14 protein-coding genes are annotated in these 18,362 nt (G+C 60.4%); 13 read left to right on the plus strand and 1 reads right to left on the minus strand.

Annotated features, from left to right (window positions below):
- Window positions 1-146: 146 nt before the first annotated feature.
- From KIT08_05910 to KIT08_05955, 10 genes are all read left to right on the plus strand, one after another.
- Window positions 147-1,109 (plus strand): hypothetical protein, encoded by a 963-nt coding sequence (locus KIT08_05910; protein ID UYN88635.1) that lies wholly within the window; start codon window positions 147-149, stop codon window positions 1,107-1,109.
- A gap of 51 nt (window positions 1,110-1,160) precedes the next feature.
- A complete protein-coding gene (gene gatC / locus KIT08_05915; protein UYN88636.1) occupies window positions 1,161-1,457 on the plus strand; it encodes an Asp-tRNA(Asn)/Glu-tRNA(Gln) amidotransferase subunit GatC in 297 nt (98 codons plus the stop codon).
- The gene (gene gatA / locus KIT08_05920) at window positions 1,454-2,941 is read left to right on the plus strand and encodes an Asp-tRNA(Asn)/Glu-tRNA(Gln) amidotransferase subunit GatA (protein ID UYN88637.1); all 1,488 of its coding nucleotides are present in this window, start codon (window positions 1,454-1,456) and stop codon (window positions 2,939-2,941) included. Before gatC ends, gatA begins: the two co-directional genes overlap by 4 nt.
- Window positions 2,942-2,954: 13 nt before the next feature.
- Entirely contained in the window at window positions 2,955-3,971 is a 1,017-nt protein-coding gene (locus KIT08_05925; GenBank protein UYN88638.1) for a hypothetical protein, read from the plus strand.
- A gap of 5 nt (window positions 3,972-3,976) precedes the next feature.
- Window positions 3,977-5,440 (plus strand): Asp-tRNA(Asn)/Glu-tRNA(Gln) amidotransferase subunit GatB, encoded by a 1,464-nt coding sequence (gene gatB / locus KIT08_05930; GenBank protein UYN88639.1) that lies wholly within the window; start codon window positions 3,977-3,979, stop codon window positions 5,438-5,440.
- Window positions 5,441-5,447: 7 nt separating this feature from the next.
- Entirely contained in the window at window positions 5,448-6,002 is a 555-nt protein-coding gene (locus tag KIT08_05935; protein UYN88640.1) for an MOSC domain-containing protein, read from the plus strand.
- A 216-nt stretch (window positions 6,003-6,218) separates the two neighbouring features.
- Window positions 6,219-7,505 (plus strand): Glu/Leu/Phe/Val dehydrogenase, encoded by a 1,287-nt coding sequence (locus KIT08_05940; protein UYN88641.1) that lies wholly within the window; start codon window positions 6,219-6,221, stop codon window positions 7,503-7,505.
- Between the two features lie 162 nt (window positions 7,506-7,667).
- Complete coding sequence (gene dnaN / locus KIT08_05945) at window positions 7,668-8,801, plus strand: DNA polymerase III subunit beta (protein UYN88642.1); 1,134 nt, start codon at window positions 7,668-7,670, stop codon at window positions 8,799-8,801.
- A gap of 72 nt (window positions 8,802-8,873) precedes the next feature.
- On the plus strand, window positions 8,874-11,201 hold the full coding sequence (locus KIT08_05950; GenBank protein ID UYN88643.1) for a PEP/pyruvate-binding domain-containing protein: 2,328 nt from the start codon (window positions 8,874-8,876) through the stop codon (window positions 11,199-11,201).
- The gene (locus tag KIT08_05955; GenBank protein ID UYN88644.1) at window positions 11,198-11,875 is read left to right on the plus strand and encodes a deoxynucleoside kinase; all 678 of its coding nucleotides are present in this window, start codon (window positions 11,198-11,200) and stop codon (window positions 11,873-11,875) included. The genes KIT08_05950 and KIT08_05955 overlap by 4 nt, the downstream gene beginning before the upstream one ends.
- 30 nt (window positions 11,876-11,905) lie before the next feature.
- On the opposite strand, the gene KIT08_05960 is transcribed toward KIT08_05955, so the two are convergent.
- Window positions 11,906-12,208 carry a stage V sporulation protein S gene (locus tag KIT08_05960; GenBank protein UYN88645.1) on the minus strand — a complete coding sequence of 101 codons (303 nt, stop codon included), beginning with the start codon at window positions 12,206-12,208 and terminating at the stop codon, window positions 11,906-11,908.
- A gap of 149 nt (window positions 12,209-12,357) precedes the next feature.
- On the opposite strand from KIT08_05960, the gene KIT08_05965 reads away from it, so the two are divergent.
- The 3 genes from KIT08_05965 (at window position 12,358) to KIT08_05975 (ending at window position 18,356) form a co-directional block, all read left to right on the plus strand.
- Window positions 12,358-14,721, plus strand: coding sequence for an endonuclease MutS2 (locus KIT08_05965; GenBank protein UYN88646.1), 2,364 nt, complete (start codon window positions 12,358-12,360; stop codon window positions 14,719-14,721).
- Between the two features lie 23 nt (window positions 14,722-14,744).
- Complete coding sequence (locus KIT08_05970) at window positions 14,745-16,355, plus strand: hypothetical protein (protein UYN88647.1); 1,611 nt, start codon at window positions 14,745-14,747, stop codon at window positions 16,353-16,355.
- Window positions 16,356-16,601: 246 nt separating this feature from the next.
- On the plus strand, window positions 16,602-18,356 hold the full coding sequence (locus tag KIT08_05975) for a hypothetical protein (protein ID UYN88648.1): 1,755 nt from the start codon (window positions 16,602-16,604) through the stop codon (window positions 18,354-18,356).
- Window positions 18,357-18,362: the final 6 nt, after the last annotated feature.

Consider the following 18,362-nt stretch of genomic DNA (forward strand, 5'->3'; position numbering starts at 1 on the left):
TCTGAGCAGAGGCAACGGGGAGCCTCTTTTTTGTTTAACCACAGATGAACACAGATAGACAAAGATTGTTGATGTTTGCCTCAACTGGCTTTGCGAGCTGGCCGGAAGGCCGGCGAAGCAATCCCCAAGATGTTTTGGATACTCGCATGGAGATTGCTTCGTGCGCAGGCAAGCCTGCGCCTCGCAATGACAGGCGAGCGCGGATTACTGCGCTGACGCTAATAGTGGCCGCATGGCTGCTGGCGGCGTGCGGGGGGCAGCCGCTGGCTGGCATGCCAACGGAGACGGCAACCAAGCCTGCGCCGCAGGCGTCTGCAGCGGCGGCAACGGCGACGTTGGATGTGAACTTGGCCAAGGCCACGGAAACGCAGGCGGCGCTGGCGACACAGCTGGTGAAGGCGGAGTGCCTGGAAACCGGCGGCGAGGTGACCTATCACGAGGTGGATTCAGCTTATCTGGACTACGGGCTGCGCTTCCGAGTGTATACACCCCCGTGCTACGACCAGAGCGTAGAGCGCTACCCGGTGCTGTACCTGGTGCATGGGCAGACCTACAACGATGACCAGTGGGACCGGCTGGGCGCCGACGAGGCCGCCAGCGCCCTGATCGCGGCGGGCGAGGTGGCGCCATTCATTATTGTGATGCCGTATGACCGCTCGTCCAATCAGCCATCGCAAGACCCGTTCCGCCAGGCGGTCATCGAAGAGTTGCTACTCTGGGTGGATGCAAATTACCGCACGCTGACCGAGCGCGAGTTCCGGGCGGTGGGCGGGCTCTCGCGTGGGGCGTCGTGGGCGATCCACTTCGCGTTCAACTATCCGGAGCTGTTCTCGGCGGTGGGTGGGCACAGCCCGCCGGTGTTCCAGGAGGATGCGCCACAGATGCGCGGCTGGCTGGACGGGATGGCGATGGACAATATGCCGCGCATCTGGCTGGATATTGGCGAGCGCGACCAGCGCGCCATCCTGAACTCGGCCATCTGGTTTGAGGAGCTGCTGACGCAGCGCAACATCCCGCATGAGTGGTATCTGTTCAGCGGCGACCACAGCGAAGCGTACTGGAGCAGCCATGTAGAACAATACCTGCGTTGGTATGCGCAGGACTGGTAAGCCGACACTTTACAGTGCGGCGAGGGTGGCGGCGATTTATAATTAGCGCGTATGCGCTTAACCAAAGAAGACGTTGAACATATTGCACTGCTGGCGCGCCTGCACCTGAGCGAAGAAGAAAAAGAACGTTACGGGGAGCAACTCTCCAACATTCTTGAGCATGTAGGCAAACTGCAGGAACTGGACACCACGGATGTGCCGGCCATGGCCAGCATTGTGGTGGAACGAAGCCGCCTGCGGCCGGATGAGCCGGCGGCGGCCATGCCGCGCGCCGAGCTGCTGGCGAATGCGCCAGAGGCGGTGGACGAGCAGTTCAAAGTGCCGCCGGTGCTGGATGGTGGCCCGTGAGCGCGGCACGCAGCGCGGCCCTGCACGAGCTGAGCGCCAAGCAGGCGCTGGCTGGATTGCGGGCGGGCACCTTCTCCAGCGTGGAGCTGACGCGCGCCTACCTGGAACGAATTGAGCAGCACAATCCGCGCTTGAACGCGTATTTGTATGTGGCGGCGGACAGTGCGCTGCAAGCGGCCGCGGCAGCCGACAAACAATACGCCAAAGCGCGACGCAGCAAAACGGCCAAACTGCCCGCGCTGCTGGGCCTGCCGATCGCGGTGAAAGATGTGCTGGCGGTGGCTGGCATGCCGGCCACCTGCGGCTCGCGCATCCTCGAGAATTTTGTACCCAGTTACATGGCCACGAGCGTGCAGCGTCTGCTGGACGCCGGCGTGGTGGTGCTGGGCAAAACCAATACCGATGAATTCGCCATGGGCTCCTCTACCGAGAATTCGGCGTATGGCGTGACGCACAACCCGTGGGATGAGACGCGCGTGCCGGGCGGGAGCAGCGGCGGCAGCGCGGCGGCAGTGGCCGCCCGCCTGGCGCCAGTGGCGCTGGGAACGGACACGGGCGGCAGTGTGCGCCAGCCAGCGGCGTTCTGCGGGCTGACCGGGCTCAAGACCACCTATGGGCGTGTCTCGCGCTATGGGCTGGTGGCGTTCGGCTCCTCTTTGGATACGGTGGGCGTGCTGGCGCGGGATGCGGCGGACGCGGGCCTGATACTGAAAGTGATGGGCGGCTACGACCCGCGGGACGCGACCACTGTAGAAAAGACGCCCAAGCTGGACAAACCGAGCGGCAAATCGCTCAAGGGTTTGCGGATCGGCGTGCCGAAGGAATACTTCATCGAAGGGCTTTCGGCCGAGGTGGAAAACGGGGTGCGCGAAGGAATCCGCCAGCTGGAGGCGCTGGGCGCCAAGGCGGTGCCAGTGAGCCTGCCGCATACGGAATATGCGTTGCCGGTGTACTACATCATCGCACCAGCGGAAGCCTCGGCCAACCTGGCGCGTTTTGACGGCGTGCGCTATGGCCTGCGCGTGGCGCAGGACGACTTGATCGAGATGTTCAAGCACAGCCGCGGGGCCGGTTTTGGGCCGGAAGTGAAGCGACGCATCATGATCGGCTCGTATGCCTTGTCTGCCGGGTACTACGATGCGTACTACGGCCAGGCGCAGAAGGTGCGGGCGCTGATCCGCCGGGATTTTGACGAAGTGTTCAAAAAAGTGGACATCATCGCCGCTCCTTCGACCCCGAGCACGGCATTTCGCATCGGCGCGCACGGCAGCGACCCGCTAGAGATGTACCTGGAAGACGTATTCACCCTGCCGGCCAACCTGGCGGGTGTGCCCGGCCTGTGCGTGTGCGCTGGGTTTGATATGCAAGGGTTGCCGATTGGCCTGCAGATGCTTGGGCCGCACTTTGCGGACGAGCGGCTGCTGGCAGTGGCAGCGGCCTATCAAAAGGTGACCGACTGGCACACACAGGCGCCAGCGCTGTAGCAAGGAGATGACCATGAGCGAGACGCTGAAAATCATTGTGCCTATGGCCGGCTTTGGCACGCGCCTGCGCCCGCACACGTGGAGCCGCCCCAAGCCGCTGCTGACCGCGGCCGGCGACACGATATTGGGGCATGTGCTGAAACTGCTGCAGACCGCGCCCGGCGCCGAGCAGGCCGAGATGGTTTTTATTGTGGGCTGGCTGGGCGAACAGGTACAGGCATACATGAAAGCCGAGCACCCCAAAGTGAAGGCGCACTTTGTGGAGCAGAAGGAAATGAAAGGCCAGTCCCACGCGCTGGCGCAGGCGCGCGAATTCATGAGTGGGCCAACGCTGGTGATCTTTGTGGATACGGTAGTGGAGACGGATTTCTCAGCCCTGGACAAGGAAGAAGTGGACGCGGTGGCGTGGGTGAAGCCCGTGCCTGACCCGCGCCGCTTTGGCGTGGCTGCGCTGGGTGAAGATGGGCTGGTGAGCGGCTTGATCGAGAAGCCCAGCGACATGAGCAACAACCTGGCCGTGGTTGGCATTTATTACTTCAAGCGCGGCGAAGAGCTGATGGCGGCGATCGACGAGCAGATGGAAAAAGGCGTGATCACCAAGAACGAATTCTTTTTGGCGGACGCGATCGACATCATGCTCAAGAAGGGGCTGCGCATGCGCACCGAAGTGGTGGGCGAATGGCTGGATGCGGGACTACCGGACACGGTGCTGGAAACGAATCAGAAGCTATTGGAAAAGGGCCGCGACAATAGCGGCCAGATTAACCATAGTGGTGTAACGCTGCACGCTCCGGTATATATTCACCCCAGCGCCACAGTCGAGAACAGCACAGTGGGGCCGTACGTCTCCATCGGGGCGGGCTCGACGGTGCGCAACAGCACGATCGAGGATGCGGTGGTGGAGCGTGGCGTGGTTATCGAGGATAGCCAACTGAAGCACTCGCTAATCGGCGAGCGCAGCCAGGTGCGCGGCGTGCGCGGCCAGGTGAACGTGGGCGATGATTCCTCGGTGAGCGGAGAGGCGGCGTAAGCAGCATGTCTGCCAAGTACCAGCCTGTTATCGGGCTAGAAGTGCACGCGGTGTTGGAAACGCGCAGCAAGATGTTCTGCGCGTGCCCGGTGGTGGATTCCACGGTGGGCGAGCCGAACATTGCCGTGTGCCCGGTGTGCTCTGGCATGCCCGGCATGCTGCCAGTGATCAACCAGGCCGCGGTGGAATATGCGCTGCGAGTGGCACTGGCGCTGAACTGCACCATCAACCTGACCAGCATTTTTGCGCGCAAGAGCTACTTTTACCCGGACCTACCCAAGGGTTTCCAGATCTCACAATACGAGCAGCCCCTGGCGCAGAATGGCTGGCTGATGATCGACACGGCCGAGGGCGAGCAACGCGTCGCCATCCGGCGCGTGCATATTGAAGAGGACACCGGCAAGCTGACCCATGTGGAAAAAGGTGGCGAGCGCTATTCCTTGGTGGATCTCAATCGCAGCGGCGTGCCGCTGTTGGAGATCGTCACTGAGCCGGAGTTGCATTCAGTGGAAGCGGTGCGTAATTGTGCGTATGCGCTGCGCAGCATTTTGCGCTATGTTGGTGTGAACTCTGGCAATCTGGAAAAGGGTTTGATGCGGATCGAGCCGAATATTTCGATCCGACCGGTGGGCAGCACCGAGTTTGGCACGCGGGCCGAGATCAAGAACCTAAACAGCTTCCGCTCGCTGGAACGCGCCACTACGTATGAGCTGGCGCGTCAAGAACAGCTGGTGGGAGCGGGCGGCCAGGTGGTGCAGCAGACCCTGGGTTGGGATGATGCGCGTGGCACCACGCAGGCGCAGCGCTCCAAGGAAGTGGCCGAGGATTATCGCTACTTCCCGGAGCCTGACCTGCCGCCGTTGGTGCTAGAAAAGGCCTGGGTCGAAAAGATCCGCAAAGGCTTGCCTGAATTACCGCAGGCGCGGCGCGAGCGCTTTATCAGTAAATACGGCCTGAAAGCCTATGACGCTAACGTCATTGTGGCTGAGCGTGAAGTGGCTGATTTTTATGAGGCGGCGATTGTGGCGGCCAAAGTGGCGGACGCAAAAACGATTGCCAATTGGCTGACTGGGCCGTTGTTTGGGCTTATGAATGAGGGTGGCATCGAGATCGGCGAACTGCGCTTCGGCGCCAAGCATTTCGCCGCCCTGTGCGACCAGGTGGCGGGTGGCAAGGTGAACGCGGCCGGTGGGCGTGAAGTGCTGGGCGTGATGTTCACCGAGGGCGGCAGCCCGGCCAGCATCATCAAGGCGCGCGGGTTGCAGCAGATCTCGGATAGCGGGCAGCTGGCGGCCTGGGTGGGCGAAGTGATCGAGGCCAATCCTAAGCAGGCGGCAGACTATTTGGCGGGGAATACCCCGCTGCTGAACTTTCTATTTGGACAAGTAATGCAAAAGGCGAGCGGCAAAGCCAACCCGGCCGCCGTGCGCGAAGAATTGCAGGCCCAGCTGAGCAAGCTGGGAAAGTGAGGCTGTGATGGCTGATATGAATGGCACTGTTGAAGCGCTGGCGATCACGCCAGAATATATCCCTAGCACCGAGCTTGAGGAAGTTGAAACGACCCTGGAAGGCCTGGTGGGCGACAAGCATTTTGGCCTGACCATGAAAGCCAACAAGTTCCAGGCACCGTATCCCAAGGGTGAATTGATCCGCAATGTGCGCCAGATCTCGATCGTTTCGGCCGAGGAATTGGCGCAGATCGCCGCTGCAATGGGTGTGGAGCGTGTGGAGCCGGCCTGGCTGGGAGCGAACCTGATGCTGTCTGGCGTGCCTGACCTGACGCAACTGCCCGCCGGCAGCCGTCTGTACTTTGAGGGCGGCGCGGGCATTGTGGTGGAGGGCGAGAACATGCCGTGCGTGACGGCCGGCGGCTGCCTGGCCGACCAGTATCCTGACCGGCCGGAGCTGCGCACGGCGTTCCCCAAGCAGGCGATCGGCAAGCGCGGCCTGGTGGCGTGGGTGGAGAAACCGGGTGTGATCCGCAAGGGTGAACGCGTGACCGTGCGGCGGGCCGAGGACGTGGGACGCTAGCATTACGAGATGTTGAGCCGTACTTAACAGCACTGCGAGGGCTCAACTTGACGGGTCTACGAGACTCTGATAGCGTATAGGCCTGTCTGAGCCTTCAGGGTCACTTCTGGACGTGAATAAACGCCTGAACAGTCTGAAACCAGCAGTACATGCGGACAACCTGGTCTGAGGTGTCCGCATAGTTGTTTAAAACACAAACTATTGTGCAGGAGAGTAATGTCGGAGACCACCAACGCTTTCAGCATCGCCCAAGCCCAGTTTGACAACGTGGCCAAGCAGTTGCATCTGGATCCAGATGTGGCGGAGCAGCTGCGTTGGCCGCGCCGCGAATTCAAGTTCCAAATTCCGGTGCGCATGGACGATGGCAGCCAGAAGGTGTTCTTTGGCTACCGCGTACAGCACAACGATTCACGCGGGCCGACAAAGGGCGGCATTCGTTTCCACCAGTCGGAGACGATGGATACTGTGCGTGCCCTGGCGATGTGGATGACCTGGAAGTGCGCGGTGGCAGATATTCCGCTGGGCGGCGCCAAGGGCGGCGTGGCGGTGGACTCAGCTTCGCTCTCTGTGAAGGAGAAGGAGCAACTGTGCCGCGGCTGGGTGGGCCAGATCCATCACAACCTGGGGCCGAGAGTGGACGTGCCGGCGCCGGATGTGGGCACCACCCCGCAGATGATGGGCTGGATGATGGACGAATATTCCAGGCTGGTGGGCCAGTACACACCCGGCGTGATCACCGGCAAGCCGGTGGGCGGCGGCGGATCCAAGGGGCGCAAAGAGGCTACCGGTTACGGTGTGATCTACAACGTGCGCGAGGCGATGAAGCATCTCAAGCTGGACCCGAGCAAGACCAGCGCGTCGATCCAAGGGTTTGGCAACGTGGCCCAGTTTGCCGGCCTGGGCTTCACGCAGCTGCTGGGCGGCAAGGTGCTGTGCGTTTCGTATTGGGACCGCGAAGAGAAGGCTTCGTTGAGCGTGAGCAGCAAGAAGGGCCTGGACATTGCCTTCCTGCAGAACATTACGGATGAGTACGGCTCGATCAACAAGGCCAAGGCGCAAGAGGCCGGCTACACGATCAGTGGCGGCGACGACTGGATCTCGCAGGATGCGGATGTGCTGATCCCGGCGGCGCTCGAGGGCCAGATTAATGCCGAGAGCGGCAAGAAGATCAGCGACACGGTCAAGATCGTAGCCGAAGGCGCCAACGGGCCGACGACGCTGGAAGGCGACGAGGAGCTTGAGAAGCGCAACATCTTCGTCATTCCCGATTTCCTGTGCAACAGCGGCGGCGTCACCGTCTCGTATTTTGAGGGCGTGCAGAACGACATGAACTACTACTGGTCGCAGGAGGAAGTGATCCAGCGGCTGGACATGAAGATGACCGAAGCCTTCGGCAAGGTGCTTAGGATGGCGGTGGGCGAGAAGGTCAAGATGCGTGATGCGGCCTATATGGTGGCGATCGGCTCAGTGGTCGAGGCGATGCAGCTGCGCGGGTGGCTGTAGGTATCGCTTATTAGCAAGACTGGTAAACAAAGCGGGCTCAATAAGCCCGCTTTGTGGTTAAAACTCGCTGTTTGGGGCCTATCATTCAAATGATATACTCAACTGGCTGACCCCAAATAATGCTGGGTAAGCCAGTAGTAACCCTAAGCGGGAGTTCTGCCCATGAAAGTCTCAGTCCCCCAAGAGAATTTGGCCCAGGGCCTTAATATCGTCTCGCGCGCCGTTTCTTCGCGCAGTACATACCCTGTTTTGGCAAATGTGCTCATTTCTGCGGAGGATGGGCGGTTAAAACTGTCGGCAACTGACCGCGAGATGGGCATTACCTGCTGGATCAGCGCCAAGATCAGCGAGGAAGGCGCCACCACGGTGCCGGCGCGCACGCTGATCGACCTGGTATCCACCTTCCCAGGCGAGACAATTGAGCTGGACCTGGCGGTGCGCACGCAGACTCTGCACATCAAGGCGGGCCGCGCCAAGGCTGAGATCAAGGGCATTGATGCACAAGAGTTCCCGCCGATGCCGGAGCCGGATAAGGCGACGGGCATCGAGCTGCCGGCTGGCGATTTCAAGGAAATGATCCAGCAGGTGGTCTTTGCGGCATCGAAAGATGATGCCCGCCCGGTGTTGACCGGCGTGCTGACCACAGTAGAGGGCAAGGACCTCACGCTTATCGCCGCAGACGGCTTCCGGCTGTCGATCCGCAAGGCCAAACTGGGCGCCAAGGCGGAGCAGACGATGCGTGCCATCATTCCGGCGCGGGCGTTGAGCGAAGTGGCGCGGATCGCCACCGATGACAAAGAGAACATCAGCATGGTGATGCCGGCCGGCCGCGGCCAAGTGATCTTCAGCATGAAGAATGCCGAGTTGCGCTGCCAGCTGGTGGAAGGCGCGTTCCCAGAGATCCAGCAGATCGTGCCGACCAGCTTCAAGACGCGTACGGTAGTGGCGACCGACGCCTTTCTGCGGGCGGCGCGCCAGGCGGAGATCTTTGCGCGTGAGAGCTCGCACATCACGCGGCTTGACATCAAGCCCGGCGACGGCAAGGCGCCGGGCGTCGTGGACATCTCGGCTACAGCCGAGGAGACCGGCTCCAACGACAGCAAAGTAGATGCGACGGTGGAAGGCAACGGCGTGCTGATCGCTTTCAATGTGCGCTATCTGCGCGAGGCGCTGGAAGTGATGAAGACGCCCAACGTGGCGCTGGAAACCACGGCGCCGGCGGCGCCGGGGGTGATGCGCCCGATGGGGAGCGACGACTTTTTGCATGTGATCATGCCCATGCATTTGGGCAAGTAAGCTCACGGCGATTTACAATCTAGCCAGGTTTTGCCGCCCGCATGCAGTGTGCGCTTGCGGCTTTTTTGAATTATGACGCTGCCATACAACTCTATTGATCCGGCCTATCGCATCTATTTAACGCTGGCGCAATACCCTACCCTGCGCCGGCGCATCCGCACCAAGATGCGTAACGAGCTGATCCAACGCGGCATTCTGTCCTCGCAGATGTTTGAGGAGATGGTGCGCCAGCAAGCGGTCGACTCGCAGCAGCGCGAGGGATTACTGGATGCTTTTGGCGACGAAGCGCCGGAGGAGTGGAAGCTGCGCCTGGATGTGGTGCGCGATCAGCTGACGGATGTGAGCTTTGCAAACAACCTGCCCTTTGAGATCTTTGAAGGGCTGGTGAAAGATATATTGGCCGAGCGCGGCGCCGAGAGCGAAGACCTGCTGCGCACGTTCAACCCGGAGCTGGCCTCGCAGGAGGCGCTGTTCGAGCAGGCCATGGCCATCTCGCGCATGGAGAAGGAGCAGCGCCGCCGCCATGAAGCGCGCGAGCGCGAGATCAAGGTGGTGCTGCTCAAATCCATGATCTCAGACCAACTGGCATACATCAACATTGCCAAAGAGTGGTTCACGCTGGATGACCTGCTGGAGATCCGCCGCTACAAGATCGGCAAGGGCAAGGTGGGCGGCAAGGCGGCGGGTATGCTGCTGGCGCTGCGCATCTTGCAAGCCGTGGCCGAAGAAGACATCGTCAAGAATGTGGATATTCCCGACTCGTATTTTCTGGGCGCGGATGTGATGTATGCGTTCATGGCCAACAACGGCATGATGCACTGGGCAGACCAGAAGTACAAGGATGAAGAAGTCATCCGCACCGAATACGAGCAGATCAAAGAAGAGTACGCGGCAGGCAGCTTCCCTGAGGATATTTTGATCGAGCTGTCTGCGATGCTGGAGAAGATCGGCAGGCAGCCCATCATTGTGCGCTCCAGTAGCCTGCTGGAGGACAACTTCGGCTCGTCGTTTGCCGGCAAATACGCCAGCTTCTTCTGCCCGAACCAGGGCACGCATGCTGAGAATTTACGCGGGCTGACCCAGGCGATCGCGGCGGTGTACGCCAGCGCCCTGAACCCGGATGCGCTGTTGTACCGCCGCTCGCACGGCCTGGAAGATTATGACGAGCGCCTGGCGGTGCTAATCCAGGTGGTGCAGGGTGAGGCGTATGGAAAGTACTACTTCCCGCATTTTGCCGGGGTAGCGTTCAGCCGCAACCTGTTCCGCTGGTCGCCCAAGATCCTGCGCAACGCGGGGTTTGTGCGCCTGGTGGCGGGCATGGGCACACGGGCGGTGGACCATGTGGGCAACGACTATCCGCGCCTGGTAGCGCTGAGCCATCCGGAGCTGCGCGCCCAGAGCGACCCGCGTTCCATCCACACGTATTCACAGCACTACATGGACGTGATCGACCTTGAGGACAATGCCTTCAAGACCCTGCCGTTCACGGACGTTATGAACGGGCGCTATCCCCATTTGCGCCTAGCTGCCTCTGTATATAAGGATGGCGACCTGAGCCCGATCCGCTCGATGGTAGGGGCGGATAACGAGCTGGTGCTCACCTTTGACGGCGTGGTGCGCAATACACCGTTTGCGGAGCGCATGCGGCGCATACTGGCGCACTTGGAGAAGAAATACAGCTCGCCGGTGGATATGGAATTCACCATGCGCGTATTTGAGCGCGACGGAAAGCCCGAAATTGAGTTATTTATCCTGCAGTGCCGCCCGCAAAGCCACCTGCATGAGGTGGCGGTGCGCCTGCCGGAGCGGCTGGACAAGCAGGCGATCGTGTTCTCCACCAGCAAGGTGGCGCCGCATGGGCGGGCGACGAACATCCGCTATGCGTTGTTCGTGACGCCGGGCGGGTATTACGGCCTGCCCAACTCTCAGGCGCGCGGCGAACTGACGCGGGCAATCAGCAAGATCAACAAAGTGCTGGAAGGCGAAGAGTTCATTTGCGTGGGGCCGGGGCGCTGGGGCACCAGCACGCCCGATCTGGGCGTGAGCGTGAGCTATGCCGATATTTACAACACGCGCGCCCTGGTGGAGCTCTCTGGTGAAGGCGTAGGCCCGGCGCCCGAGCCATCCTATGGGACGCACTTTTTTCAGGATCTGATCGAGTCGCGTATTTATCCGCTGGCGGTGCACCTGGATGATGTGGACGCCATCTTCAATAACGCGTTCTTTTATGAGGCGCCCAACCATTTGACGGACTGGGCGCCGGAGTTGGATGGCTTGCAGAACACTTTGCGCCTGATCCACGTTGACGATGTAGCACCCGGCCAGGTGATGGAGCTTATAATGGACTCTGAATCCGGCCGCGCAGTAGCGTTTTTGAAAGAGGAGACTAGGGACGAATGAAGCATTTTGTGGCCGTGGCTGGGAATATTGGTGTTGGAAAATCGACGCTGGTGTCAAAACTGGCAGACCACCTGGAATGGAACCCATACTACGAGCCGGTTGCTGAGAATCCCTATCTTGAAGATTTCTATGCAGACATGCGCACCTGGGCGTTTCAATCCCAAGTGTTTTTTCTGCGTCACCGCCTGAGCATGCATCTGGGCCTGTTGGCCGACCCGAACTCGGTGATCCAAGACCGCTCTGTGTATGAGGATGCGGAGATCTTTGCCAAGAACCTGTTCTTGTCCGGCCAGATGGATGAGCGCGACTACACCTCGTATCGCAATTTGTACACATTGCTATGTGATTTGCTGCGCCCGCCTGATCTAGTGATCTACCTGCGTGCGTCTGTGCCCACCCTGCAACGCCGGATCGCCCAGCGCGGGCGTGATTTTGAAGCCAAGATCAGCACTGAATACCTTGAGCAGCTCAATGGGCTGTACGAGGATTGGGTGACCAACTTCACTTTGTGCCCGGTGCTGACCGTGCCGACCGACAATATGAACTTTGTGACCCATGACGGGCTGGTTGAGCTGGTGAAGCTAAAGATGAGCGAGAAGCTGATGGGCAAGGAAGAAGTAGTTTTCCTTCCTGAGGAAGTGGAGAGCTTTGCCAGCCACTCACTGGATCACTAAGGCTCAAGAAAGAGAAATAAAAAACGCCGCTTATGCGGCGTTTTGTGTTTCATCTTTCGGTTGTCTGGCAATCTCGTGACACTCAATGACAAGCTTGATGGCAGTGCGCACGTTGCCTTCGATCTCCACATCGGCAAATTCGGGTGTGCAGTAGACCGTGTAGCCATCCTCTTGCAGATAGCTGCGCGCCAGAACCAGCGCTTTAACGGCCTGGTTGACCGCACCGGCGCCGATGGCCTGGATCTCGGCGCGCTTGTGTTCCCGGAATACGCCCGCAATGGCACCAGCCACAGCGGATGTACGTGATGCCCCTGACACCTTGATAACGTCCATGATGGCCCTTCACGCGCCGTTGGGCTGGGAGGATAGTGAAACCGTTGCACAACGGCGCATCCTCTGAAAACGATGATACAGGAATAAATAGCACGGGGCAAATGCGCTCGTGCAAAAAGGCACACATGCTGCGTGATACACTGCGCAGGATGGACGAAAAAGCTCTGCAAACGCTGGAGTTTCCCAAAGTTTTGGAGCGCCTGGCGCGCCATAGCGTGTTCAGCGTATCGCATGAGCGCGCCCTGGCTCTGCGCCCGGCGGCGGATATTGACGCGGCCCGGCGCCGGCTGGCCGAGACGGGCGAGGCGCGCGCCCTGCTGGACGACCAGCCCAAGCTGGGCGTGGGCGGTGCGCGCGATCTACGCCCGGCCCTGGGCAATGCCCGGCGCGGCATGGCACTGACTGCACCAGAGCTGCTGGATGTAAAAGGCACCCTGGTGGCGGCGCGCACCCTGGCGCGGCAACTGCAGGATGCACAGGCCAGTTACCCCTTGCTGGCGGAACTGGCGGCGCAGATGCCGCAACCCGCGGGTGTGGTAGATGCGATCACCAAAACCATCTCCGAGCGCGGCCAGATATTGGATAGCGCCTCGGACGAGCTGGGCGAGATCCGCAGCGAACTGGGTGTTGCGCATGAGCGGCTGTTAAGCCGGATGCAGAAGATGCTGAGCAGCGAGCCGTACACCAAGGCGCTGCAAGAGCCGATCTTCACGCAGCGGGATGGGCGCTATGTGCTGCCGATCCGTGCGGAGGAGCGCAGCCGCGTCAAAGGCGTGGTGCACGACCAATCTGCCAGCGGGGCGACGCTGTTCATTGAGCCGCTGGGCGTGGTGGAACTGAACAACACCTGGCGCGAGCTGCAACTGGCCGAGCGAGAAGAAGAACGGCGCATCCTGCTGGCGCTGACCGTGCTGGTGCAGACGCACAGCGAGGCGATCACCGCGGCGCTGGAGGGACTGGCTGAGCTGGACCTGGTGTTTGCGCGCGCCAAGTACGCCGAGCAGCTGCGCGCCCATGCGCCTGAGCTGCTGCCGCTGCGCCCCCACACGGATAGTCCACATCCTGGCGTGACGCTGCGCTTGTTCGACGCGCGCCACCCGCTGCTGGACCCCGATACCGTGGTTTCCTCTGATATTGAGTTGTTCCCTGAAAACTACTGCCTGGTGATCACTGGGCCCAACACGGGCGGCAAAACCGTCACGCTTAAGACGGTGGGCCTGTTGGCGTTAATGGGCCAGAGCGGGATGCATGTTCCGGCCGCAGCTGGCAGCCAGATTTCATTTTTTGAGTCCGTGTACGCAGATATTGGCGATGAGCAATCGATCGAGCAGTCACTCTCCACGTTTTCCGGCCATGTCACCAACATTGTCAGCATATTGAAGCAGGTCGACCAGCGTTCGCTGGTCATATTCGATGAACTTGGCGCCGGCACAGACCCGCAGGAAGGCGCGGCTTTGGCGCGGGCGCTGCTGGATCACCTGGTGCGGCGCGGCATCACCACTCTGGTGGCCACGCACTACCCTGAGTTGAAAGTGTATGCGCAGGGAACGAAGGGCGTGGTGAACGCCAGTGTTGAATTCGATCTGAAGACCCTGGCGCCAACCTATCATCTAACGGTCGGCCTGCCAGGGCGCTCCAACGCGCTGGCGATTGCCAAGCGGCTTGGGCTGAGCGACGAAGTGCTGGAGCAGGCGCGCAGCGGGATCGACCCGGCTGACCTAAAGGCAGAGGATCTACTTGACGACATCCACCGCGAGCGCGAACGCGCCCGCCAGGCGCACGAGCGGGCGGCAGATGCCGAACGCACCGCCGAGGGCTTGCGGGCAGAGTTGGCTGAGCGGCTGGAGCTGATCGAAGATGAGCGCTTCGAGGTACTGGAAGCGGCGCGGCAACAGGCCAAGAAGGAGCTGGATGCGCTGAAGACTCAAGCTGGCAGGCTGCGGGCTGACCTGGCGCGGGAGCGCCAACCGCTGGAGAAGGTGCAGGCGGTGAAGCAAGCCATTGAGGCGCTGGAAGATACGGTGGAGGAGCCGGTGCAGCGCCAGGCAGTGCCGGAATCGGCGCCGGGGCGAGCGCTGCGCCTGGGGGATGCGGTGCGGGTGCGCAGCCTGGGGGCGCGCGGCGTGGTGATCGGCCTGAGTGAGGAAGAAGCTGAGCTGCAAGTGGGCGCGCTGCGGGCGCGGGCGCGCTATACCGACCTGGAGCTGCTGGACGAGCCAAGTGAGAGCCCCCTGCCCGACTGGCAAGGCACGGTGCAATTGCCGGATACCGTGGCATCCGAGGTCTCGCTGCGCGGCATGCGCTTTGAGGATGCATACAACAAACTGGACGCCTACCTGGATGCGGCGTATGCCTCAGGCTTACGTTCAGCGCGCATCATCCATGGCAAGGGGACTGGCACGCTGCGCGAGATGGTGCGTGACATGCTGCGCAAGCGCAGCTATGTAGAGCGCTATGTCTTCGCCAACCCGCATGAAGGCGGAGAAGGCGTCACCATCGCTTACTTTAAGTAATCGCCAAAGTCTATAATTCAGGCATGGACCCTATTGCCAGCCGTATAGACCCCAATTCCTCAGAATTCAAACAGAACGCCGAACACCACCGCGCCCTGGCGGCGGAGCTGCGCGCCAAGCTGGCGGCGGTGCATGCCGGCGGCGGAGCCGAGGCGCGGGCACGGCACGAGCAGCGCGGCAAGTTGTTCGTGCGTGAGCGGATCGAGCGCTTGCTGGATGCAGGCTCCCCGTTCCTGGAGCTCTCGGCCCTGGCGGCGGAGGGTATTTATGATGGCGACGCGCCGGGGGCGGGCATTGTGGCCGGCATCGGCCGCGTGGCTGGCCGCGAAGTGATGATCGTAGCCAACGACGCCACCGTCAAGGGTGGCTCGTACTACCCGCTCACGGTCACCAAGCATCTACGCGCTCAACAGATTGCCATGCAAAACCATTTGCCGTGTTTGTATCTGGTGGATTCGGGCGGGGCGTTCCTGCCGATGCAGGACCAGGTGTTCCCAGGCGAGCAGCACTTCGGGCGCATCTTCTACAACCAGGCGCAAATGAGCGCCAAGGCTATCCCGCAGATCGCAGCAGTGATGGGCTCGTGCACGGCAGGCGGCGCATATGTGCCGGCGATGAGCGACGAAGCCATCATTGTTAAGGGGACCGGCACGATCTTTCTGGGCGGCCCGCCGCTAGTCAAAGCGGCGACAGGCGAAGATGTGAGCGCCGAGGATCTGGGCGGGGCGGATGTGCACACACGCCTCTCCGGCGTGGCAGATCATTTTGCCGAGGATGACCCGCACGCCATTGATATTCTGTGCGAGATCGTTGAGACCCTTCCTGACCGCAGCACGCTGCAAACGCCGGTCAGCGCACCAGAGGAACCGCTGTATGCAGCAGAGGAACTGTATGGGGTGTTGCCGACCACGTTCCGCGAAAGCTACGACGTGCGCGAAGTGATCGCGCGCATTGTGGATGGAAGCCGTTTCCGCGAATTCAAGGCGCGGTATGGCGAAACTTTGGTGTGCGGCTTTGCGCGGATCCATGGGTATCCGGTGGGCATTCTGGGCAATAACGGCGTGCTGTTTAGCGAGAGCGCGTTGAAGGGCGCTCATTTTATTGAACTGTGCGAGCAGCGCGGCATTCCTCTACTCTTTTTACAGAACATCACGGGCTTCATGGTTGGCCGAGAATATGAAGCGGGCGGGATTGCCAAGGATGGCGCCAAGATGGTGCACGCCGTGGCCACCGCGACGGTGCCCAAGCTGACCGTCATCATTGGCGGGTCGTTCGGGGCGGGCAACTATGGCATGGCCGGGCGCGCCTACGACGCGCGCTTTTTATGGATGTGGCCGAATGCGCGCATCAGCGTGATGGGCGGCGAACAGGCCGCCAACGTGATGCTGACGATCAAGCAGGACCAGTTGGCGCGCGAAGGCAAGCCGGCGCTGACGGAGGCCGAGGCGACCGCGCTCAAGCAGCCGATCCTGGACAAGTATGAGCACGAGGGCCATCCGTACTACTCGACGGCGCGGTTGTGGGACGACGGCATTCTGGACCCGGCCGAGACGCGCACCGTGCTGGGGCTGGCGCTCTCGGTAGTGCTCAAGGCGCCGCGCACGGGCGAAGGCTTCGGCGTATTTAGGATGTAGTTTGATCTGCGCATGAATGCATTGCTGGCAGGTTTTCAAAAACACAAGTTCGGCATCACCAGCTTTGTGTTGTCCATTCTTGCTTATGGATTATTGATCCCATGGCTAGGCTTGTATTGGGATGATTGGCCTCTGAGCTGGAACAGCTATCGCTTTGGCCCGGAGGTGTATCAGGATTTTGTGCACTACCGGCCAGCGTCCGGCTGGGTGTATTACTTTTCATTACTGATACTGGGCAAGAGCCTGGTGGCCTGGCATGTGTACGCGCTGGCGTGGCGTTGGGTCAGTGGGCTGGCCTTCTACACTTTGCTGCGCTTGCTTTGGCCCAAGCAAACCAGTCTGGTATTTATTGCCGGTTTGCTGTTTGTCGTCTACCCAGGTTTTAGCCAGCAAAGTATTGCAGTGACATACAGTGTGTATTTTCTTTATTACACGCTGTTTATTGGCTCATTGATATTAATGGTCAAGAGCCTAAAAACCAGTAATCGCAGCAAGTTGTATGTCGCGGGATCGATAGCCTTGGGTCTGTTTAGCATGCTGTGCACAGAGTATTTCTATGGTCTTGAACTTGTACGAGCCGCGCTTATTTGGCTGACGCTAAGGCAGGCCGGGCGACCCAATTTGCAGAACGTGCTCAAAGCGTGGGCGCCGTATGCGCTGATGCTGGCAGGGATTTTTGCCTGGCGCTACTGGGCTAGCCAGCAAGCGGAAGCCCTCTACGGGGTTGTATTTATCGATAAGGTTGCAGATGCCCCCTTGGAGTATGCACTGCAGTGGGTATCGATCGCCCTCAACGATGTGCTGGCCGGCGGCTTGATGGCCTGGGGGCGCGTGACCACAGTGTGGTCTAGGCTGCAATCGGGTACTGTGTTCAATATCCCATATCTGGGTGTGTTAGGCGCCGCGTTCGTGGTGGCCGCAGTTGGTTTACAAGCTGGCCGCGCAGCGGGGGCTGAGACTGATCGGTCGCCGATCTGGCTGGGGCTAGCGACTGTGTGCATAGCCAGTCTCTCGTTCTGGGTGGCCGATCTGCGCATCAGTCTGAGCTTTCCGCAAGACCGCGGCACCATCCCCATGATGTTTGGGGCTAGCTTGCTGTTCGCCGGAGTGCTTGGTGGGTTACGCGTTCGCGCCAAAACGTATTTGCTGGCCGGGTTGATAGCATTGAGCGTTGGAATGCACTTCCTTATTTCAAATGAATACCGCCTAGAATGGGAGCGGCAGGGGGAACTCTTCAGGCAATTGGCCTGGCGCGCCCCCTCTTTGGCGGACAATACGGCCATCATCAGCCCAGAGCTGCGCGTGCTGAGGCATAGCACCGATAATTCGCTCACCGCGCCGCTGAACTGGATGTATGCTGCGCCACAACCTGGGGAAACACTTCACTACAGCTGGTTCTATGCAGGGCTGCGCTCATCTGCATTCAACAGGTTGGAAGCAAGCGGGGTGCTTAGCAGGAGCTATGACTTTGTGCGCTATGAAGGCCGCGCCGAGAATATCTTGGTGGTGATCTATGAACCCCCTGGATGCTTGCGTGTCATTGACCCGGTTATTGATGCAAACTATCCGATGCTTTCGCCCGAAGTGGCGGATCTGGCTCGCTTTAGCAATACCGAGTTGATCAGCGAGAGTGAGACAGAGGCCAAGTTGCCCTATTGGGATCAGGGTCCGAGCAATAGCTGGTGCTATTACTTCCAGAAAGCAGATCTGGCGCGGCAACAACAGGATTGGCAGCATGTTGTAGAACTTGGCGACATTGCATTCGAATTGGACGATCACCCTAATCACCCAGCTGAGCGCCTGCCTTTTATTGAGGCGTACGCGCGGGTGGGGCGCGGTGATGATGCCCTACACCTTACTTGGGTAAGCCTAGAGGTGACGCCGCTAATGCAGCCGATGCTTTGCGATCTCTGGCTGCGTTTAGCGGACAATGAATTGGATAGCTCCATTGTCCAAGAAGCCCTGGATCAACTTCAATGTAGTGGCAGCAACGAATCTTAGTGTGCT

This window comes from Anaerolineales bacterium, assembly GCA_025808555.1.
Lineage (GTDB): Bacteria > Chloroflexota > Anaerolineae > Anaerolineales > UBA11579 > JAMCZK01.

Bases quoted from the DNA above. Each gene is read 5' to 3' on its own strand.
- KIT08_05910 (UYN88635.1), top strand. From the start codon at position 147: ATGGAGATTGCTTCGTGCGCAGGCAAGCCTGCGCCTCGCAATGACAGG.
- gatC (UYN88636.1), top strand. From the start codon at position 1,161: ATGCGCTTAACCAAAGAAGACGTTGAACATATTGCACTGCTGGCGCGC.
- KIT08_05925 (UYN88638.1), top strand. From the start codon at position 2,955: ATGAGCGAGACGCTGAAAATCATTGTGCCTATGGCCGGCTTTGGCACG.
- gatB (UYN88639.1), top strand. From the start codon at position 3,977: ATGTCTGCCAAGTACCAGCCTGTTATCGGGCTAGAAGTGCACGCGGTG.
- KIT08_05935 (UYN88640.1), top strand. From the start codon at position 5,448: ATGGCTGATATGAATGGCACTGTTGAAGCGCTGGCGATCACGCCAGAA.
- KIT08_05940 (UYN88641.1), top strand. From the start codon at position 6,219: ATGTCGGAGACCACCAACGCTTTCAGCATCGCCCAAGCCCAGTTTGAC.
- dnaN (UYN88642.1), top strand. From the start codon at position 7,668: ATGAAAGTCTCAGTCCCCCAAGAGAATTTGGCCCAGGGCCTTAATATC.
- KIT08_05950 (UYN88643.1), top strand. From the start codon at position 8,874: ATGACGCTGCCATACAACTCTATTGATCCGGCCTATCGCATCTATTTA.
- KIT08_05955 (UYN88644.1), top strand. From the start codon at position 11,198: ATGAAGCATTTTGTGGCCGTGGCTGGGAATATTGGTGTTGGAAAATCG.
- KIT08_05960 (UYN88645.1), bottom strand. From the start codon at position 12,208: ATGGACGTTATCAAGGTGTCAGGGGCATCACGTACATCCGCTGTGGCT.
- KIT08_05965 (UYN88646.1), top strand. From the start codon at position 12,358: ATGGACGAAAAAGCTCTGCAAACGCTGGAGTTTCCCAAAGTTTTGGAG.
- KIT08_05970 (UYN88647.1), top strand. From the start codon at position 14,745: ATGGACCCTATTGCCAGCCGTATAGACCCCAATTCCTCAGAATTCAAA.